Here is a 13816-nt window from a genome sequence, read left to right as displayed (position 1 = left end):
ATGAATATTCGTACTCTTTTAATCGACAAAGCAATTGCTGCTATGGTTGCAGCAGGGTTACCTGAAGACACTAACCCAGCGGTGACACAAAGCACACGCCCACAGTTTGGTGATTACCAAATCAATGGCGCAATGGGCGCGGCTAAAAAATTAAAATCAAACCCGCGTGAACTTGCACAAAAAATTATCGATAACCTAGACCTTGCTGATATCGCAGAAAAAACTGAAATCGCGGGCCCTGGTTTTATCAATATTCACCTAAAGCCTGAGTTTTTATCAGCTAGCTTAAAAGCAGCAAACGAAGACGAAAAGCTAGCAGTTGCGCCTCATGCAACAGCGCAAAAAGTGGTTGTTGATTACTCATCACCTAACCTTGCTAAAGAAATGCACGTAGGCCATTTACGTTCAACCATCATTGGTGATGCAGTTGTTCGTGCTCTTGAGTTCCGTGGTGATGAAGTTGTTCGTCAAAATCATATGGGTGACTGGGGTACTCAGTTCGGTATGTTAATCGCGCACTTAGAAGATCAAATCAACCAAGGCGTAGACTTAGAGTCTGTAGCGCTGGCCGATCTTGAAACCTTCTATCGCGATGCGAAAAAACGCTTCGATGATGAAGAAGGGTTTGCCGACAAAGCCCGTGATTACGTTGTTAAATTACAAGGCGGCGATGCACACTGTGAAAAACTTTGGAAGTTATTCATTGCCACTTCTGTAAAGCATTCTGAAGAAGTTTATAAGCGTCTAAACGTAACACTTACGCAAGATGACATCATGGCAGAAAGTGCTTACAACAGTGAACTTGCAAACATCATCGCACTATTAAAAGACAAAGATATTGCTGTTGAGTCTGATGGCGCACAGGTGGTGTTCTTAGATGAACTTGCTAATAAAGACGGCGAGCCTTCAGTGTTTATCGTACAGAAATCAGGTGGTGGTTTCTTATATGCAACAACTGACTTAGCTGCTTGTGATTACCGTTCAAATAAATTGGGGGCTGATCGCATCTTAATCTTTGTAGATGCACGTCAAAGCTTACACTTCAATCAAGTTGAGCTAACAGCACGTAAAGCAGGTTTATTACGTGATGAAACAAGTTATGAGTTCTGCCCATTCGGCACCATGATGGGTGAAGACGGTAAGCCATTCAAAACACGTACTGGCGGTACCGTTAAGCTTGCTGATTTATTGGAAGAGTCAATCACTCGTGCAGCCGCTAAACTTGCTGAGCGTGAGTCAGACTTAAGCGATGAAGAGCGTAGCGAAATTGCCCGTAAAGTAGGTATTGGCGCAGTAAAATATGCGGATCTTTCTAAGCATCGTACTAGCGACTATATCTTCAACTGGGACACTATGCTGAGCTTCGAAGGTGCGACAGCGCCTTACTTACAATATGCATACACACGTGTTCGCAGTATTTTCCGTAAATCAGGTATCGATGCAGCGTCATTAACAGCCGACGTTGCAATCAACGAGCCACAAGAAAAAGCGCTGGCACTTAAACTTCTTCAGTTAGAAGAAGTACTCGATCTAATGATCAGCGAAGCGACACCGCACGTACTATGTGGATACCTATACGAACTAGCAAGCCTATACATGACGTTCTACGAAGCATGCCCAGTTCTAAAAGAAGGCGTAGAGCCAAGTGTTCGTGATAGCCGTTTAGTACTGTGTAATTTGGTTGCGAAGACGTTGAAATCAGGATTGGATCTTTTAGGTATCGAAGTCATGGAACAAATGTAATCTGCTTCGTGTAGTTCGCTTTAGCTGCGTTAATGAGTTTATTTAGCCTAAGTCACATACAAAACACGTATGCTCCTTGGCATAAATAAACTCATTGCCTTGCTAGCACTCCTACACTTGCAGAAAGTTTAAGAACTCATAGCTTCGTAGGTTGGGTAGAGCGCAGCGAAACCCAACATAAATCGAAGGCCCTAGACTCTAGGCGCTAGGGGAGTAGCTTGTAGAACCTAGCTTCGTAGGTTGGGTAGAGCGTAGCGAAACCCAACAAAATTGACAGCTCAATAACCTTGATTAATCTTTAGCTGATAGCTGATAGCTGATAGCTGATAGCTGATAGCTGATAGCTGATAGCTGATAGCTGATAGCTGATAGCTGATAGCTGATAGCTGATAGTAGCGATAGAGGGAATTTTATGAAACTTGAAGATATTCGCCGTGAATATTTACAGGACGGTTTATCTGAAGACATGCTTGATGCGTCTCCAATCAAGCAGTTTGAAAAATGGCTTGAGCAAGCTGTTGCCACTAATTTGCCTGATCCTACGGCGATGGTCGTCGCAACGGTTGATGAACATGGCCAGCCTTCGCAGCGTATTGTGCTGTTAAAGCATCTTGATGAAAATGGCTTTGTGTTTTTTACCAATACCGGCTCGCGCAAAGCGCAGGAGCTTAAAGGTAATAACAAAATTTCTCTCCACTTTCCGTGGCACCACATGGAGCGACAAGTCATTGTCTATGGTGAAGCTAAACCATTACCAACAACGGCTGTGGCTAAGTACTTTTTATCGCGCCCTAAAGAAAGCCAGTTAGCTGCATGGGCATCTCAGCAAAGTCGTCCTGTGTCATCGCGTAAGGTACTAATGGAAACATTTGCGAAAATGAAGCAAAAGTTTTCTGAGGGTGAAATTCCACTACCTGATTTTTGGGGAGGCTATTGTGTTGAGCCTACTAAAATCGAATTTTGGCAAGGCGGAGCACACCGCTTACACGACCGCTTTATGTATCAACGCCAAGCCGACGGTAGTTGGCAGTTTGGTCGTTTAAATCCGTAAATGCGTTTTATCGATTCCCACTGCCACCTTGATTTTAGCGAATTTGATGAGACTCGCACAGAGCTCATCAAGGCATGCAAGCAAGTAGGGATCGAGCACTTTATTGTGCCGGGTGTGAGCTTGGCACAATCTACAAAACTACTCTCTTTTGCTAAATCAGAGCCAAGTATTTCAGTGGCTTTAGGCTTACATCCTTATTTTTTATCTGATCACCAAACTCATCATCTCGCTGAACTAGAGCAGTTAGCGAAAGCCAATTCAGGGCAGTTTATTGCCATCGGTGAGTGCGGCCTTGATCGCAGTATCGACAACCTCGATAAACAAACGCAGCTTTTTGAAGGGCAGATAGAGCTTGCCAACCAACTCGCTTTACCACTGATTGTGCATCACAGACAAAGCCATGACTTAATTGCTCGCTCATTTAAGCGCTGCAAGCCAAAGTATGGAGGTGTTATTCATGCCTTTTCAGGTTCAGAGCAACAAGCTCATAGTTATATTAAACAAGGGTTTAAGCTTGGTGTTGGTGGCGTGATAAGTTACCCGCGCGCTGCTAAAACTCGTAAAGTTATAAGCACAATTGAACCGCAGTATTTAGTGCTTGAAACCGACTCGCCATCAATGCCGCTAGCTGGTTTTCAAGGGCAGATTAATACACCACTTAAGGTGCGTGATGTATTTGTTCATTTATGTGAGCTTAAAGGCGCGACAGGCGATGCCAAGCAGCAATTGGCTGCTGAACTTTATGATTCTTGTTCTGCGCTTTTTTTGATGTAACGGTTGATTTGCCAGTGTTTTAACCCGCGGCCTAACTGCCAAGTAAAAATACAGGTGATCACTAACATTAATAACACTTGGCGACCTAAATCATGAAAACTACTGTGACTGGTCGCAATAGAAGCCTGCGTTAAATAGGTAATCGACACAAAGCCAATAGGCCTTTCACCATCACTTATTACCGGCTCTACAAATGGAGTTTTAAGCTTGCTGATACCCGGCGTTGAATCGGGTAATAAACCAAAAGTGTGGTGGCTTTGCCAATTATCGCTGGCCGCAATTTGAATACCTTGTTGATCGTAAATCGTTGCCGCTAACACATACTCATCTTCAGCAATATGATTACACAAAGCATTTAACTCTGGTTTGTTTTTTTCTTGCAGTGGGGTTTTTGCATTTAGTGCCATAAACTTGGTTAAGCTTATCGCGGTGCTGTCAGCACTATCATAAAGTAATTGGTGGCTTTGAAAGCTACTATTCATGGCAACCCAACTTAACAGCACAAAACAGGCTGCAGCCAAGCTCAAGCGCACAACACGTTGGCGATAAGTGGCTGAAAAGGGAATTTTAAGTTGGTTATTTTTCATAGTCACCGTATACGTTACTGACAGCTTTTAAATTTGATGGTACAACATGATAACTTTAACAGCCCCTTGAGTGCGAGTGCCAAATGCACAACCAAGGACAGACATAAGTCTAATGTGGAGCCACTATGTCACAGCTTAGCTTAGCTGCTACACCTTCAGCAAATTTAGCAGAACAAATCAGCCTAAATTGCTGGTATAAAATTGAAAACAAACACCTTATTACAACAGACTTTACGCCAAAAGCAAATCAAGGCGTGTTCAGTGTTGCCTTTGGTAATGAGCTTAATGCTGAGCAATTACTTGCGATTAGTGATTTTTTAGCGGCGCAAGGGTTTAGCAATTTATCGCTTTGTTGTTATCAGCCAATCGCAGACATGCCAGTAGCGTGGAGCTTTCATAGCGATACAACAACAGTACTTAGCCCACTAGTATTAGTTGAGTTTGCTAAGCAATTGGGTATTCAGTTGGTGCAATTAACTAATCCACCCACGGTGAATGAGCCAGGCTTATTGCTGATGGATATGGACTCAACAGCCATTACTATTGAGTGTATCGACGAAATTGCGCGTCTTGCCGATGTTTATGACGAAGTTGCCGCTGTAACCGCGCAAGCAATGGCCGGTCAACTGGACTTTGCACAAAGCTTAAAGCAGCGTGTCGCTAAACTAGAAGGTATCGATGTAGACTTAATTGATGGCTTAAAAGCGCGTTTACCGCTAATGCCGGGCGTGAGTGAATTATGCCAATACCTAAAAGCGCATAACTGGCATTTAGCGATTGCATCAGGTGGTTTTGTGCCATTTGCTGAGCAAGTACAGTCACTGCTTGATTTAGATGAAGTGCATGCCAATACCCTTGAATTTAAAGATAACCGCTTAACAGGCAAGGTTATAGGCACGATTGTTGATGCTGAAGAAAAAGCCCGTGTACTTAAACGAATCGAACAAAAGCTTACCTTAAACAACCGCCAAACTGTTGCTATGGGTGATGGTGCGAACGATTTGAAAATGATGGCTGCGGCAGGGCTTGGTGTTGCTGTGCATGGTAAACCTAAAGTAGTTGAGCAAGCACAAACAGCAATTAATGAAGGCTCATTACTGCAAGTTGCTTACTTACTCTCTTTACCGTTAGATTACTCGCTTTAGCCAGGTCGCTTTGCGTTTACTCATTTCATTGATCAGCCTTTGGTCAATATCAAAATGGGTAAGCGCTTCTTCGGTTATATCAATTAAATCACCTACACCAGCTACCGCCCATAGTGCTTCTTCTAAGTCTTTTGCTTTATGTAATGCATACTGACTAATGTATTTGAGCTCATTCGCTAAGTAATCAATATCAGGGCGACCAGTTCGTGATACATATAAACGAAATACAAAGACTAAATCGTTTTTCAGCGCTTTTTTCACAAACAAAGTTTGTGGTTTGTAATCATCTTCACTAATACAGCGGCTGGTAATTGCATCGCTTATTTCGGCTTGGCGCGGATCAAAGCGAACAAATAGGGTAAATGGCAGAGGTGGATCTTGGCGACTACGGTCTTTGATCAACGGGGTGATCACTTCTGTAATTTGATCCGTTGATAAGAATCCGTCGATGCTGGTTGTTTCGTTCAATAACGCAAAATTTTGTAGTAGTACATGAAGAGGGCTTGGATATAAGCCTTGGCCAATAGCGCCAGCTTTAAAGTGGGCAGCTTCTTTATGTAAATAAAACGGGAATTGGCATACGCTTTTGGTCACCATATTTCTGAGTGCAGTTGATAGCCCCGGAATTTTAGGGGTTTCTTCACAAACACGTAATTTGTCTTTGTTGTTATCGATTAATACGGTGAAAAACTTAATCGCCATATGCGGTAAGTCACCAACTTTATGCACTTTTAAATTTACCGTTGTCAGTGATTTACTTATAGCCATTACTTCATAAGCCAGATTTGTTAAATCGTGCTTTTTGGTAATTTTTTGCAAATCAGGCAAGTTTAGTTTGATGATATCGCCTTTTTTGAACTCAACCGGTTGGTCGCATTCAATTTGCAAGCCCATCACAGACAAATCACGAGTATGGCCTGTAATTGTTTGCTCATGATGTTCAATGCTGATAGCTGTTTTGTATAAATAGCGTTTATGAGCACGAAGGTTCACATACTCAAGCGCCACAGGCTCTAAATGAGGAGGCGTTTTATGCTTACTGTGACCAAACTGTTTAAGCTGGTTTACCGCATCTTTATTATAATCAAGCTGTTGGTATGTTTGTTGTTCAAACTTAGTACCCACTGAGGTCAAAATCAGTAGATATTTAACATCTTTAATCAACCCCTGCACCCGTGGTGTCGGTGGCTTATTTAGTTTTTCGATGTTTTTACCAGCACTGCTTGGTAGCGACAGCGGAATATACGAATCTTCCGGGTGGCTTGGCATCAACTGAAGCTTAAAGCACTGCCAACTGTCTTTTTGACTACCAAAGCCGAGGAATAAATCTCTCAGTTGTGGTTGGCTATCAAGCTCAGTTCGCGTAGCTGAGTAGTAATAAATTTTGCCTGCAACGGTATGAGTGAAGGTATACAGGTACTCTTCTTTTACCGCATCAGGTGAACTGAGCAAGTGACCTAAACGTTGCTGATTGATAATGCTATATAAGCATGACAACTTTCGCTCATCACAAAAATAGCGCTGAATAAAAATGTTATTTTCTGTGGTTAACGCAAGGCTAGGATAAAGCTTGTCGCCTTGTAAGCTTAAAAATGTATAAAATGAGGTAACACGTGGAATGTAGTATTGCTCGTAGCCTTTTGATACAACCGCATCTAAAGTATTGTCTAAGTTCACTTTATAGCGACGTTTATTACCGTGAATAAAGCTCTCTAAGAACTCATCAAACTTATCATTATTTTCAATAAAGGTGCGTTTTAAGCGTACATGGTTGTATTCACGAGATACTTTTTCTACCGCAACCACTTCGTATTGAATTCCGTTTTTTAAGCCCAGTTCAAAATCTTGCTCTAGGCCAACTAAGCGCAGACCAATTAATTGGCCTTTTTTAACTTTATACCGTGGTGCTAACTTGATTTTTGCGCCACTTAAAGAGATATCAGAGGTAGAAGCGGCAACCTTATTGTCTTTATCTAGTTCAACGGTAATTTTAATTGAGTAGTTCATCCGCTCTTCGCGGCGACTTTCATAAGATGCAAACTTAATGACCTTAGCAGACTGCTCTGTCGTGCTACTATCGTCAGTTAAAGCTTGTTCAGCGGCTTTTTTTTGCATTACGCGGTGATTGTTTTCGGTATTCATTACCGCTTCGTAAACGGCAAGGGTGTAACCACCGTGGCGCTTTATAGCATCTTCAAACACTTCAATGGCGGTATCGTCCATAAAGTGTTGCTTACCATCATATTCGTAGGGTTTGACTTGGCCGGTTACCTGGCCACGTAAATCAATAAAGCGTGCTACAGGCTGAGATAAGCGCGACATTTCCATTTTGATCAGAAACTGCTCTGGCTTAGTTAAGCTAGCTGTCTTTGATTTAAACAGTTTGTCGAACTGGGGAGTGCCTAAATGTGCCTTTAGTTCTTCAACTAGGCTTTCATATTTAAGCAGTATGTCTTCAGCCATTTATAAAACCATCACCGTCTATCTAAAAAAGTAGGTATACTAGCGGGCTATTGAAAGCCAAAGCAGTGTAACTAGTTTTTTATTTTATTAGTTATTGTTATATGTATTCGCCAATTAAATGGCAAGCACTGTAAAGTTTTATTTGTAAGCAAAAACTGTGCCCTTAACCATTTCTTAATTAAGCACTTAGCATGATTAAGCGTTTTTCATGGGGCAAGTTACAGCATATTATCTTTTGTGACTACAAAAGTGACTCTAGATTAATTACCTGAGTCATATGTTTTACTTTAGCTATTATATGCTTGAAAATACAGAAATAGTCACAAAACAGCGACCAAAATAGGTAAGGCCGAATGGCAAAATCAGCAAAAATCGAATTTGTCTGCACTGAGTGCGGCATGAACTATCAACGCTGGCAAGGTCAGTGTAAGTGTGGAGCGTGGAATACGCTGGCAGAATTTAAGCCTTCAGCGGGGCAATCAAAGCAAGCGGCAAGCCGTGCGGCAGTGGCAGGTTATGCCGGTATCGCTAGCGGTGGCTCAAAGAAAATCAATGAAGTTGCGACCACAGAGGCCGAAAAACGCCTCACGGAAATAGGTGAGCTAGACAGAGTACTAAGTGGTGGCGTAACCACAGGCTCTGTTAATATTATTTCTGGCGACCCTGGTGCTGGTAAAACCACCTTGCTGTCAGATTTAGTCGCACGTATGTCAAAGCTAATGCCTTCTTTATACTGCACAGCTGAAGAATCTTTATCGCAGTTTAAAAACCGTGTGAATCGCTTACGTTTAGATTACAACGAAGACGAGCTTTACTTGCTGTCTGAAACCAGTGTTGAAGCCATCATTGAAGAGCTTGATAAAAACAAAATTAAGTTCGCGGTTATTGACTCAATTCAGGCCGTGGTAACAGAAACGGCAAATGGTAGCCCTGGCTCACCCTCACAGGTAAAAAGTGCAGCGCAAGCTTTAACACAATATTGTAAGCAAAATGATGTCACTATGTTCATCATTGCTCATGTAAACAAAAATAACGAAATTGCTGGGCCGCAAACACTCGTGCACATAGTTGATGCCTTGTTACATATCGATACTAACGATGGCCAAGTCAGAACACTGCGTGCTAATAAAAACCGTTTTGGCGATATCGACACTGTGGGTATTTTCAGAATGTGCGAGCGCGGAATGTTGAGCGTTGATAACCCAAGCGAAATCTTTTTATCTGGTTCTAGTACCGAGTCTCCAGGCTCTGCTATCACTTGTATCCGTAAAGGTAACCGTAACTTACTACTCGAAATACAATGTTTAACCACAGAAACCGAAGCCGAATTCCCGCAGCGGGTATGTGTTGGCTTGAATATGAATCGTATCAAGATGCTAACAGGTATTTTACGTAAGCACACAAAAACAAAAATCTTCCACGATACCTTTTTTAACATTGTTGGTGGTTTAAAAATCGATGAGTCAGAGACTTGTATCGATTTAGCATTGGTAGCAGCACTTTTAAGCAGCTTGAACGAATTTGTTGTACCGCGTACCACCTGTATTATGGGTGAGCTAAGTTTAAATGGTGACGTAAGACCAATCGACAGCGGCGTACCTCGAGTTAAAGAAGCTGCGCAACACGGTTTTACTGAGATCTTTATTCCATATCGTAATTACCATAAATCAATGGAAGGCCTTGGTGCTAAGATCACCCCAATAAAAACCGTGCATGAGCTATTGTCGTTAATAAACTAAATACAATTTGATACACTGATAAAAATTTACACCAATTAAAGGAAATAAAATGAAGAAGTTAATTATTGCAGCGGTTGTTGCTGCGGCTGTCGGTGGCGTAGCTTACGCAAATTACGCAGCTACACAGGAAGTGAAAAAGGTGGTTGATAAGCAAATCAGTGCGTTATCAATCCAAAGCGGTGTAGAAATTAAATACAGTGATATCTCAGCCAGTATTTTTGATAGCAGCATGCAGTTATCTGAGATCACGGTTTCAAATAGTTTAAGCAATGAGCCTGTTGCAACAATCGATAGTATTGATGTGTCGGGTTACGAAGTAGATGCAGTGCCGCCACACACTGGTTTTGTTATGAAAAACTTTCGTTTTAGCGATGAATTTTTAGCGCAGCTGCCAGAAAACTCTAATAACAAGCTAGCATCAACAAGCTATAACGTTGACTCATCGCTTGATTATAATAAAGCTTCAGGCGACAGCGACTTTGCTCTTAAAGTCACTGCAAATGAGGTGGCTGACGTTAACTTTAATCTTGGTTTAGCTAAAACTACAGCGCTGATGGAAGCATCACTCGCTGTGAGCCAGATGCAAAATGAAGCAGCTGATGGTCAGCTTACTTTAGAGCAGCAGTTACAACAGCAATCGAAGATGATGGCAGCCCTCACTCAGTTAGAGCCACGTAGCATTAATATGTCGATTGCTGATGAAGGTGAGCTTAAAGCGGTTGTTGATAGCTTCTTAACTGCACAAGGTATGACTCATGATCAATTTAAGCAAGTCGTTGCGATGCAATTACAGCAAGTACCAGTGAGCGAAGAGCTTGCTACAGCGATTAGCAACTTTGTGAATGGTTTATCGTCTTTCTCTGTATCAGCTAAATTACCAGAAGGTAAGACTATGATGGAGATTAATCAGCAAATTCAAATGCTGATGGGTCAACCAGAAGAGCTTGCAAAATTTATCAATCTACAAGCAACTGGCGAATAATCTCAAGCCTCTTTTGTAAACCTAGCCTTAAAGTGACGAGTGATTTAACTTACTCACTTTAAGGTTGTTTTTTATCTGCATCACACCTTGGCTATGCTCTAAAAACTTCTGTGCTAAAGCACGTTGAAAGCCTGTTTCTGCAATGCCTTTTAGTTCAACAGTTTCACCCTCAACAATCACTTGCAGGTTTTCAATGTGAAAATTAGGGTTACGAGTTAACTTCTGCAAAGCCATTTGCTGTAAGCGCGGTTGCGCAGATGTGCTTGTTGTTAGCACACTAGTATTAGCGCTTACGTTCGTTGCGCATGCAAGTAAAAAAATACAGCTTAATGATGTAAGTATTACGGTTAATTTGAAGCGGCTCATACAATTCCCTCGTTAATCTAGTCTGCTGTGAACTATTGCTGAACCTGTTACAATTATTATTCCAATATTTAAGTTGTTGAATTTGATTGGGTTATTTTTATAGGTTTGATGTGTGGGCAATAAAGTGTGAACTAATTACACAGTTAATAAGTAAAAAGGGTATGGCACAAAAATGCCGAGACAAGCTCGGCATTTTCACAGTTATGATGTTAAAGTTAAAACTACTTTTTCTTCTTCGTTTTAGCTTTGGCTTTTTTCTTTGCCTTCATTTTTACTGGATCTTTTTTCTTTTTAGATGGGATCTTCGCTTCTTTGTGCTGTGGCTCAAGCCCTTTAATTACTCGGCGTTTAAGCTTTTGCTCAATGTAGCGCTCCACCTTACCAACAATTGCCACGTCATGAGCTTCAATAAATGAAATCGCAATGCCTTTTTTACCTGCACGACCAGTACGTCCAATACGGTGTACGTATACGTCTGCGGTACGTGGCATATCAAAGTTGATAACATGGCTGATATCAGCAACATCAATACCACGAGCAGCAACATCCGTTGCAACTAAGATATTGTTGCGACCAGAGTGAAAGTTCTCCATCGCTTTCATGCGCTTGTCTTGAGGCATTTCACCGCGTAACCAAGCTACACGAAGGCCTTCGTTGTTTAGCTCACCAACTAATGTTTCTAGGCGCTCACGAGTTTTTACAAACACAATAGCTTTATGAATGTCATCACCATTTAATGTTTCAACCAACATTTTTAGCTTGTGATCGTAGTCGTCCGCAAGGTGAACCCATTGATGGATTTTGCCTTTTTCTTTGCGTGAAGATTCGGCTTCAAGCAGTGCAGGGTCGTTTAAGATACGTTCTGCAAATAACTCAACGCTGTCACCTTCAAGGGTCGCTGAGAATAAGAAACATTGACGGCGGTTACGTGCTTCATCACAAATACGTAGCATTTCTTTACGAAATCCCATATCTAGCATGCGGTCAGCTTCATCAAGAATAAGCATTTCAACGTTTTCAGCATGGAAGTTCTCTGTTTCAAGGTACTCCATTAAACGCCCAGGTGTGGCTATCAGAATGTCGTTATTGCTTTCGAAAATTTCTCTGTGTGTCCCGTAGTTTATACCACCTGTTACAACCCCAATTTTAAGATGAGTTTGTGCTGCGAGTAATTCACATTGCTCATGAATTTGATAAGCAAGCTCACGGGTTGGTGTCATTATCAATACGCGCGCAAAGCCAGGATCGCGACGCGGGAAATCAAGCAAGTATTGAATTGCAGGGATCAAAAACGCGGCTGTTTTACCCGTACCAGTAGGGGCAGATGCCAAAATATCACGGCCTTGAAGAGCTTCAGGGATCGCTTGTTGTTGAATACTGGTTGGCGTATCAAAACCCATTTTATTAATGGCATTTAACAGCTTGTTATCGATATCAAATTCAGAAAATTGCATAGAGTGACATAAATAGAGGACAATTGAGCCTAATTATACGCGTTAACGCGGCTGTGGTGAATGAAAAGGTGAAAAAATGTCAGGCTTTGTGTTTAAACAATTTACGGTAACGCAAACACGCACGGCGATGAAAGTGTCGACCGACGGTATTTTGTTAGGTGCTTGGGCTGATGTGAGTGGTGCTAAGCGTATTTTAGATATTGGCACTGGCACAGGGCTGTTGGCGCTAATGGCAAAACAAAGAGCGCCTGAAGCAAAAGTAAGTGCCATAGAAATTGACGCGTGTGCCTGTAATGATGCTCGAGAAAACTTTGCGGCTAGCCCATGGCCTAATATAAACCTTTTCGAAGGTGCTGTGCAGTCATTTAGCGCAGCAGAGTCTTTTGATGCGATCATCACCAATCCACCGTATTTTAATGCGAGCCTAAAAGGTGAAAATGATGCTCGAAATACTGCCCGCCATACTGACGGCCTTAGCTTCAGCGAATTGATAGAAGCGTGTACTAGGCTTAGCCACGGCAAAACGCTTTTGAATGTGATTTTGCCTTGCGTAGAGGCAAAACAATTCATTGCGGTAGCTGAGCAGGCAGGCTGGTACTTAAATCGCCATTGCTTGGTACGTACAACCGAGAAAAAACAACCAAGTCGCAGCTTGATGCTACTCAGCCAAAACAACGGCGAATGTGATACATCATCGTTAACCATACATGCAGCTGATGGCAGCTACAGTCAAGATTACAAAGAGCTCTGTAAGGCATTTTACCTAAAGATGTAATCGTTATTCAGCAATGCTCGCTTCAAGGCCATCTTCACTTAAAAGTAAAGTGTATGACTGCCCATATGATGCGTTGCAGATTGAGACAGGTTCATAAACTCGCTTATCTTCATCATTGAGCTTTGATACTTTTAAATCATCAGCGCAGTCATCAATGTGGTACCAGTAACTTAATTGATTTTGATATAAATTGACGATTTGATTTTCGATTTTTAAGCGAAGGTTTTCAGTTGCGAGAATACGTATAGCAAAAAAGTCATCTTTATCATCATTAGCTTTTTTTACTAGAGTTAAACGAAGCTTTTCTTCATTTTGCCAAGCCACAAAATGATAAGGTTGATTTTGCTCTACCTGATACATCTGTGTGGCTGAGTTAGTTATGTCGCTGTGATCGACTACATAAAATGAAATACGGCTACGTTCATTGTGAGCATGTGTTACATCAACGGGAAGTGATTGCGATGCAAGCGTATCAACATAGTATTGAGAGTCTTTAAATTCTTGAGCATCACCAAACAGGTCAGTGTTTGCCATGTAATAGTCCACTTCTAAATCAGTGGTATTTACGAGTGTGTAATTGTTCTCATACATTTCATCGCCAAAGTTATGAGTTTCTTCAACTTCTAATTCATCACAACCAGTTAGCAAAATACTTGCGGCAATCATTAAAGGTAGCGCACTTTTCATTGTTATTCCTTTTACAAATGAAGGAGCTGATTAGCATACTTATAAGTTAT

12 protein-coding genes are annotated in these 13816 nt (G+C 41.6%); 7 read left to right on the top strand and 5 right to left on the bottom strand.

Translation table 11 applies throughout. The features are described 5' to 3' along the window. The 3 genes from argS (at nucleotide 1) to AUR67_RS13720 (ending at nucleotide 3568) form a co-directional block, all read left to right on the top strand. Nucleotides 1–1743, top strand: coding sequence for an arginine--tRNA ligase (gene argS / locus AUR67_RS13730; protein ID WP_058585713.1), 1743 nt, complete (start codon nucleotides 1–3; stop codon nucleotides 1741–1743). A 412-nt stretch (nucleotides 1744–2155) separates the two neighbouring features. Further along, the gene (pdxH, locus tag AUR67_RS13725; RefSeq protein ID WP_055020972.1) at nucleotides 2156–2794 is read left to right on the top strand and encodes a pyridoxamine 5'-phosphate oxidase; all 639 of its coding nucleotides are present in this window, start codon (nucleotides 2156–2158) and stop codon (nucleotides 2792–2794) included. Beyond that, complete coding sequence (locus AUR67_RS13720) at nucleotides 2795–3568, top strand: TatD family hydrolase (protein ID WP_058585712.1); 774 nt, start codon at nucleotides 2795–2797, stop codon at nucleotides 3566–3568. It begins immediately after the preceding gene. On the opposite strand, the gene AUR67_RS13715 is transcribed toward AUR67_RS13720, so the two are convergent. Next, nucleotides 3535–4155, bottom strand: a complete 621-nt coding sequence (locus tag AUR67_RS13715) for an AhpA/YtjB family protein (protein ID WP_058585711.1) — start codon at nucleotides 4153–4155, stop codon at nucleotides 3535–3537. The two genes, AUR67_RS13720 and AUR67_RS13715, sit on opposite strands and share 34 nt — an antisense overlap. 125 nt (nucleotides 4156–4280) lie before the next feature. On the opposite strand from AUR67_RS13715, the gene serB reads away from it, so the two are divergent. Continuing rightward, a complete protein-coding gene (serB, locus tag AUR67_RS13710; protein WP_058585710.1) occupies nucleotides 4281–5300 on the top strand; it encodes a phosphoserine phosphatase SerB in 1020 nt (339 codons plus the stop codon). Here serB and AUR67_RS13705 read toward each other — a convergent pair. Further along, nucleotides 5283–7763, bottom strand: a complete 2481-nt coding sequence (locus tag AUR67_RS13705) for a PilZ domain-containing protein (protein ID WP_058585709.1) — start codon at nucleotides 7761–7763, stop codon at nucleotides 5283–5285. The genes serB and AUR67_RS13705 overlap by 18 nt on opposite strands. A gap of 353 nt (nucleotides 7764–8116) precedes the next feature. On the opposite strand from AUR67_RS13705, the gene radA reads away from it, so the two are divergent. Together radA and AUR67_RS13695 are read left to right on the top strand one after the other, a co-directional pair. Further along, entirely contained in the window at nucleotides 8117–9502 is a 1386-nt protein-coding gene (radA, locus tag AUR67_RS13700) for a DNA repair protein RadA (protein ID WP_058585708.1), read from the top strand. Nucleotides 9503–9551: 49 nt separating this feature from the next. Then, on the top strand, nucleotides 9552–10484 hold the full coding sequence (locus AUR67_RS13695; RefSeq protein WP_058585707.1) for a hypothetical protein: 933 nt from the start codon (nucleotides 9552–9554) through the stop codon (nucleotides 10482–10484). Nucleotides 10485–10511: 27 nt separating this feature from the next. Here the strand turns inward: AUR67_RS13695 and AUR67_RS13690 are convergent, their stop codons facing one another. Together AUR67_RS13690 and srmB are read right to left on the bottom strand one after the other, a co-directional pair. Beyond that, a complete protein-coding gene (locus AUR67_RS13690) occupies nucleotides 10512–10850 on the bottom strand; it encodes a BON domain-containing protein (protein WP_058585706.1) in 339 nt (112 codons plus the stop codon). A 221-nt stretch (nucleotides 10851–11071) separates the two neighbouring features. Next, on the bottom strand, nucleotides 11072–12304 hold the full coding sequence (gene srmB, locus AUR67_RS13685) for an ATP-dependent RNA helicase SrmB (protein WP_055198154.1): 1233 nt from the start codon (nucleotides 12302–12304) through the stop codon (nucleotides 11072–11074). Between the two features lie 76 nt (nucleotides 12305–12380). On the opposite strand from srmB, the gene AUR67_RS13680 reads away from it, so the two are divergent. Continuing rightward, complete coding sequence (locus tag AUR67_RS13680) at nucleotides 12381–13079, top strand: tRNA1(Val) (adenine(37)-N6)-methyltransferase (protein ID WP_058585705.1); 699 nt, start codon at nucleotides 12381–12383, stop codon at nucleotides 13077–13079. Between the two features lie 3 nt (nucleotides 13080–13082). Here the strand turns inward: AUR67_RS13680 and AUR67_RS13675 are convergent, their stop codons facing one another. Further along, nucleotides 13083–13766, bottom strand: coding sequence for a hypothetical protein (locus AUR67_RS13675; RefSeq protein ID WP_058585704.1), 684 nt, complete (start codon nucleotides 13764–13766; stop codon nucleotides 13083–13085). Nucleotides 13767–13816: the final 50 nt, after the last annotated feature.

The organism is Pseudoalteromonas sp. XI10 (assembly GCF_001469895.1).
Lineage (GTDB): Bacteria > Pseudomonadota > Gammaproteobacteria > Enterobacterales > Alteromonadaceae > Pseudoalteromonas.
Note: the sequence above shows the minus strand (reverse complement) of the source record. Positions and strands in the feature narration are given on the sequence as shown.

Excerpts from the sequence above, each read along its gene's own strand:
- pdxH (WP_055020972.1), top strand. The coding sequence starts at position 2,156 with ATGAAACTTGAAGATATTCGCCGTGAATATTTACAGGACGGTTTATCT.
- srmB (WP_055198154.1), bottom strand. The coding sequence starts at position 12,304 with ATGCAATTTTCTGAATTTGATATCGATAACAAGCTGTTAAATGCCATT.
- AUR67_RS13715 (WP_058585711.1), bottom strand. The coding sequence starts at position 4,155 with ATGAAAAATAACCAACTTAAAATTCCCTTTTCAGCCACTTATCGCCAA.
- AUR67_RS13695 (WP_058585707.1), top strand. The coding sequence starts at position 9,552 with ATGAAGAAGTTAATTATTGCAGCGGTTGTTGCTGCGGCTGTCGGTGGC.
- AUR67_RS13675 (WP_058585704.1), bottom strand. The coding sequence starts at position 13,766 with ATGAAAAGTGCGCTACCTTTAATGATTGCCGCAAGTATTTTGCTAACT.
- AUR67_RS13720 (WP_058585712.1), top strand. The coding sequence starts at position 2,795 with ATGCGTTTTATCGATTCCCACTGCCACCTTGATTTTAGCGAATTTGAT.
- argS (WP_058585713.1), top strand. The coding sequence starts at position 1 with ATGAATATTCGTACTCTTTTAATCGACAAAGCAATTGCTGCTATGGTT.
- AUR67_RS13690 (WP_058585706.1), bottom strand. The coding sequence starts at position 10,850 with ATGAGCCGCTTCAAATTAACCGTAATACTTACATCATTAAGCTGTATT.
- AUR67_RS13680 (WP_058585705.1), top strand. The coding sequence starts at position 12,381 with ATGTCAGGCTTTGTGTTTAAACAATTTACGGTAACGCAAACACGCACG.
- serB (WP_058585710.1), top strand. The coding sequence starts at position 4,281 with ATGTCACAGCTTAGCTTAGCTGCTACACCTTCAGCAAATTTAGCAGAA.
- AUR67_RS13705 (WP_058585709.1), bottom strand. The coding sequence starts at position 7,763 with ATGGCTGAAGACATACTGCTTAAATATGAAAGCCTAGTTGAAGAACTA.
- radA (WP_058585708.1), top strand. The coding sequence starts at position 8,117 with ATGGCAAAATCAGCAAAAATCGAATTTGTCTGCACTGAGTGCGGCATG.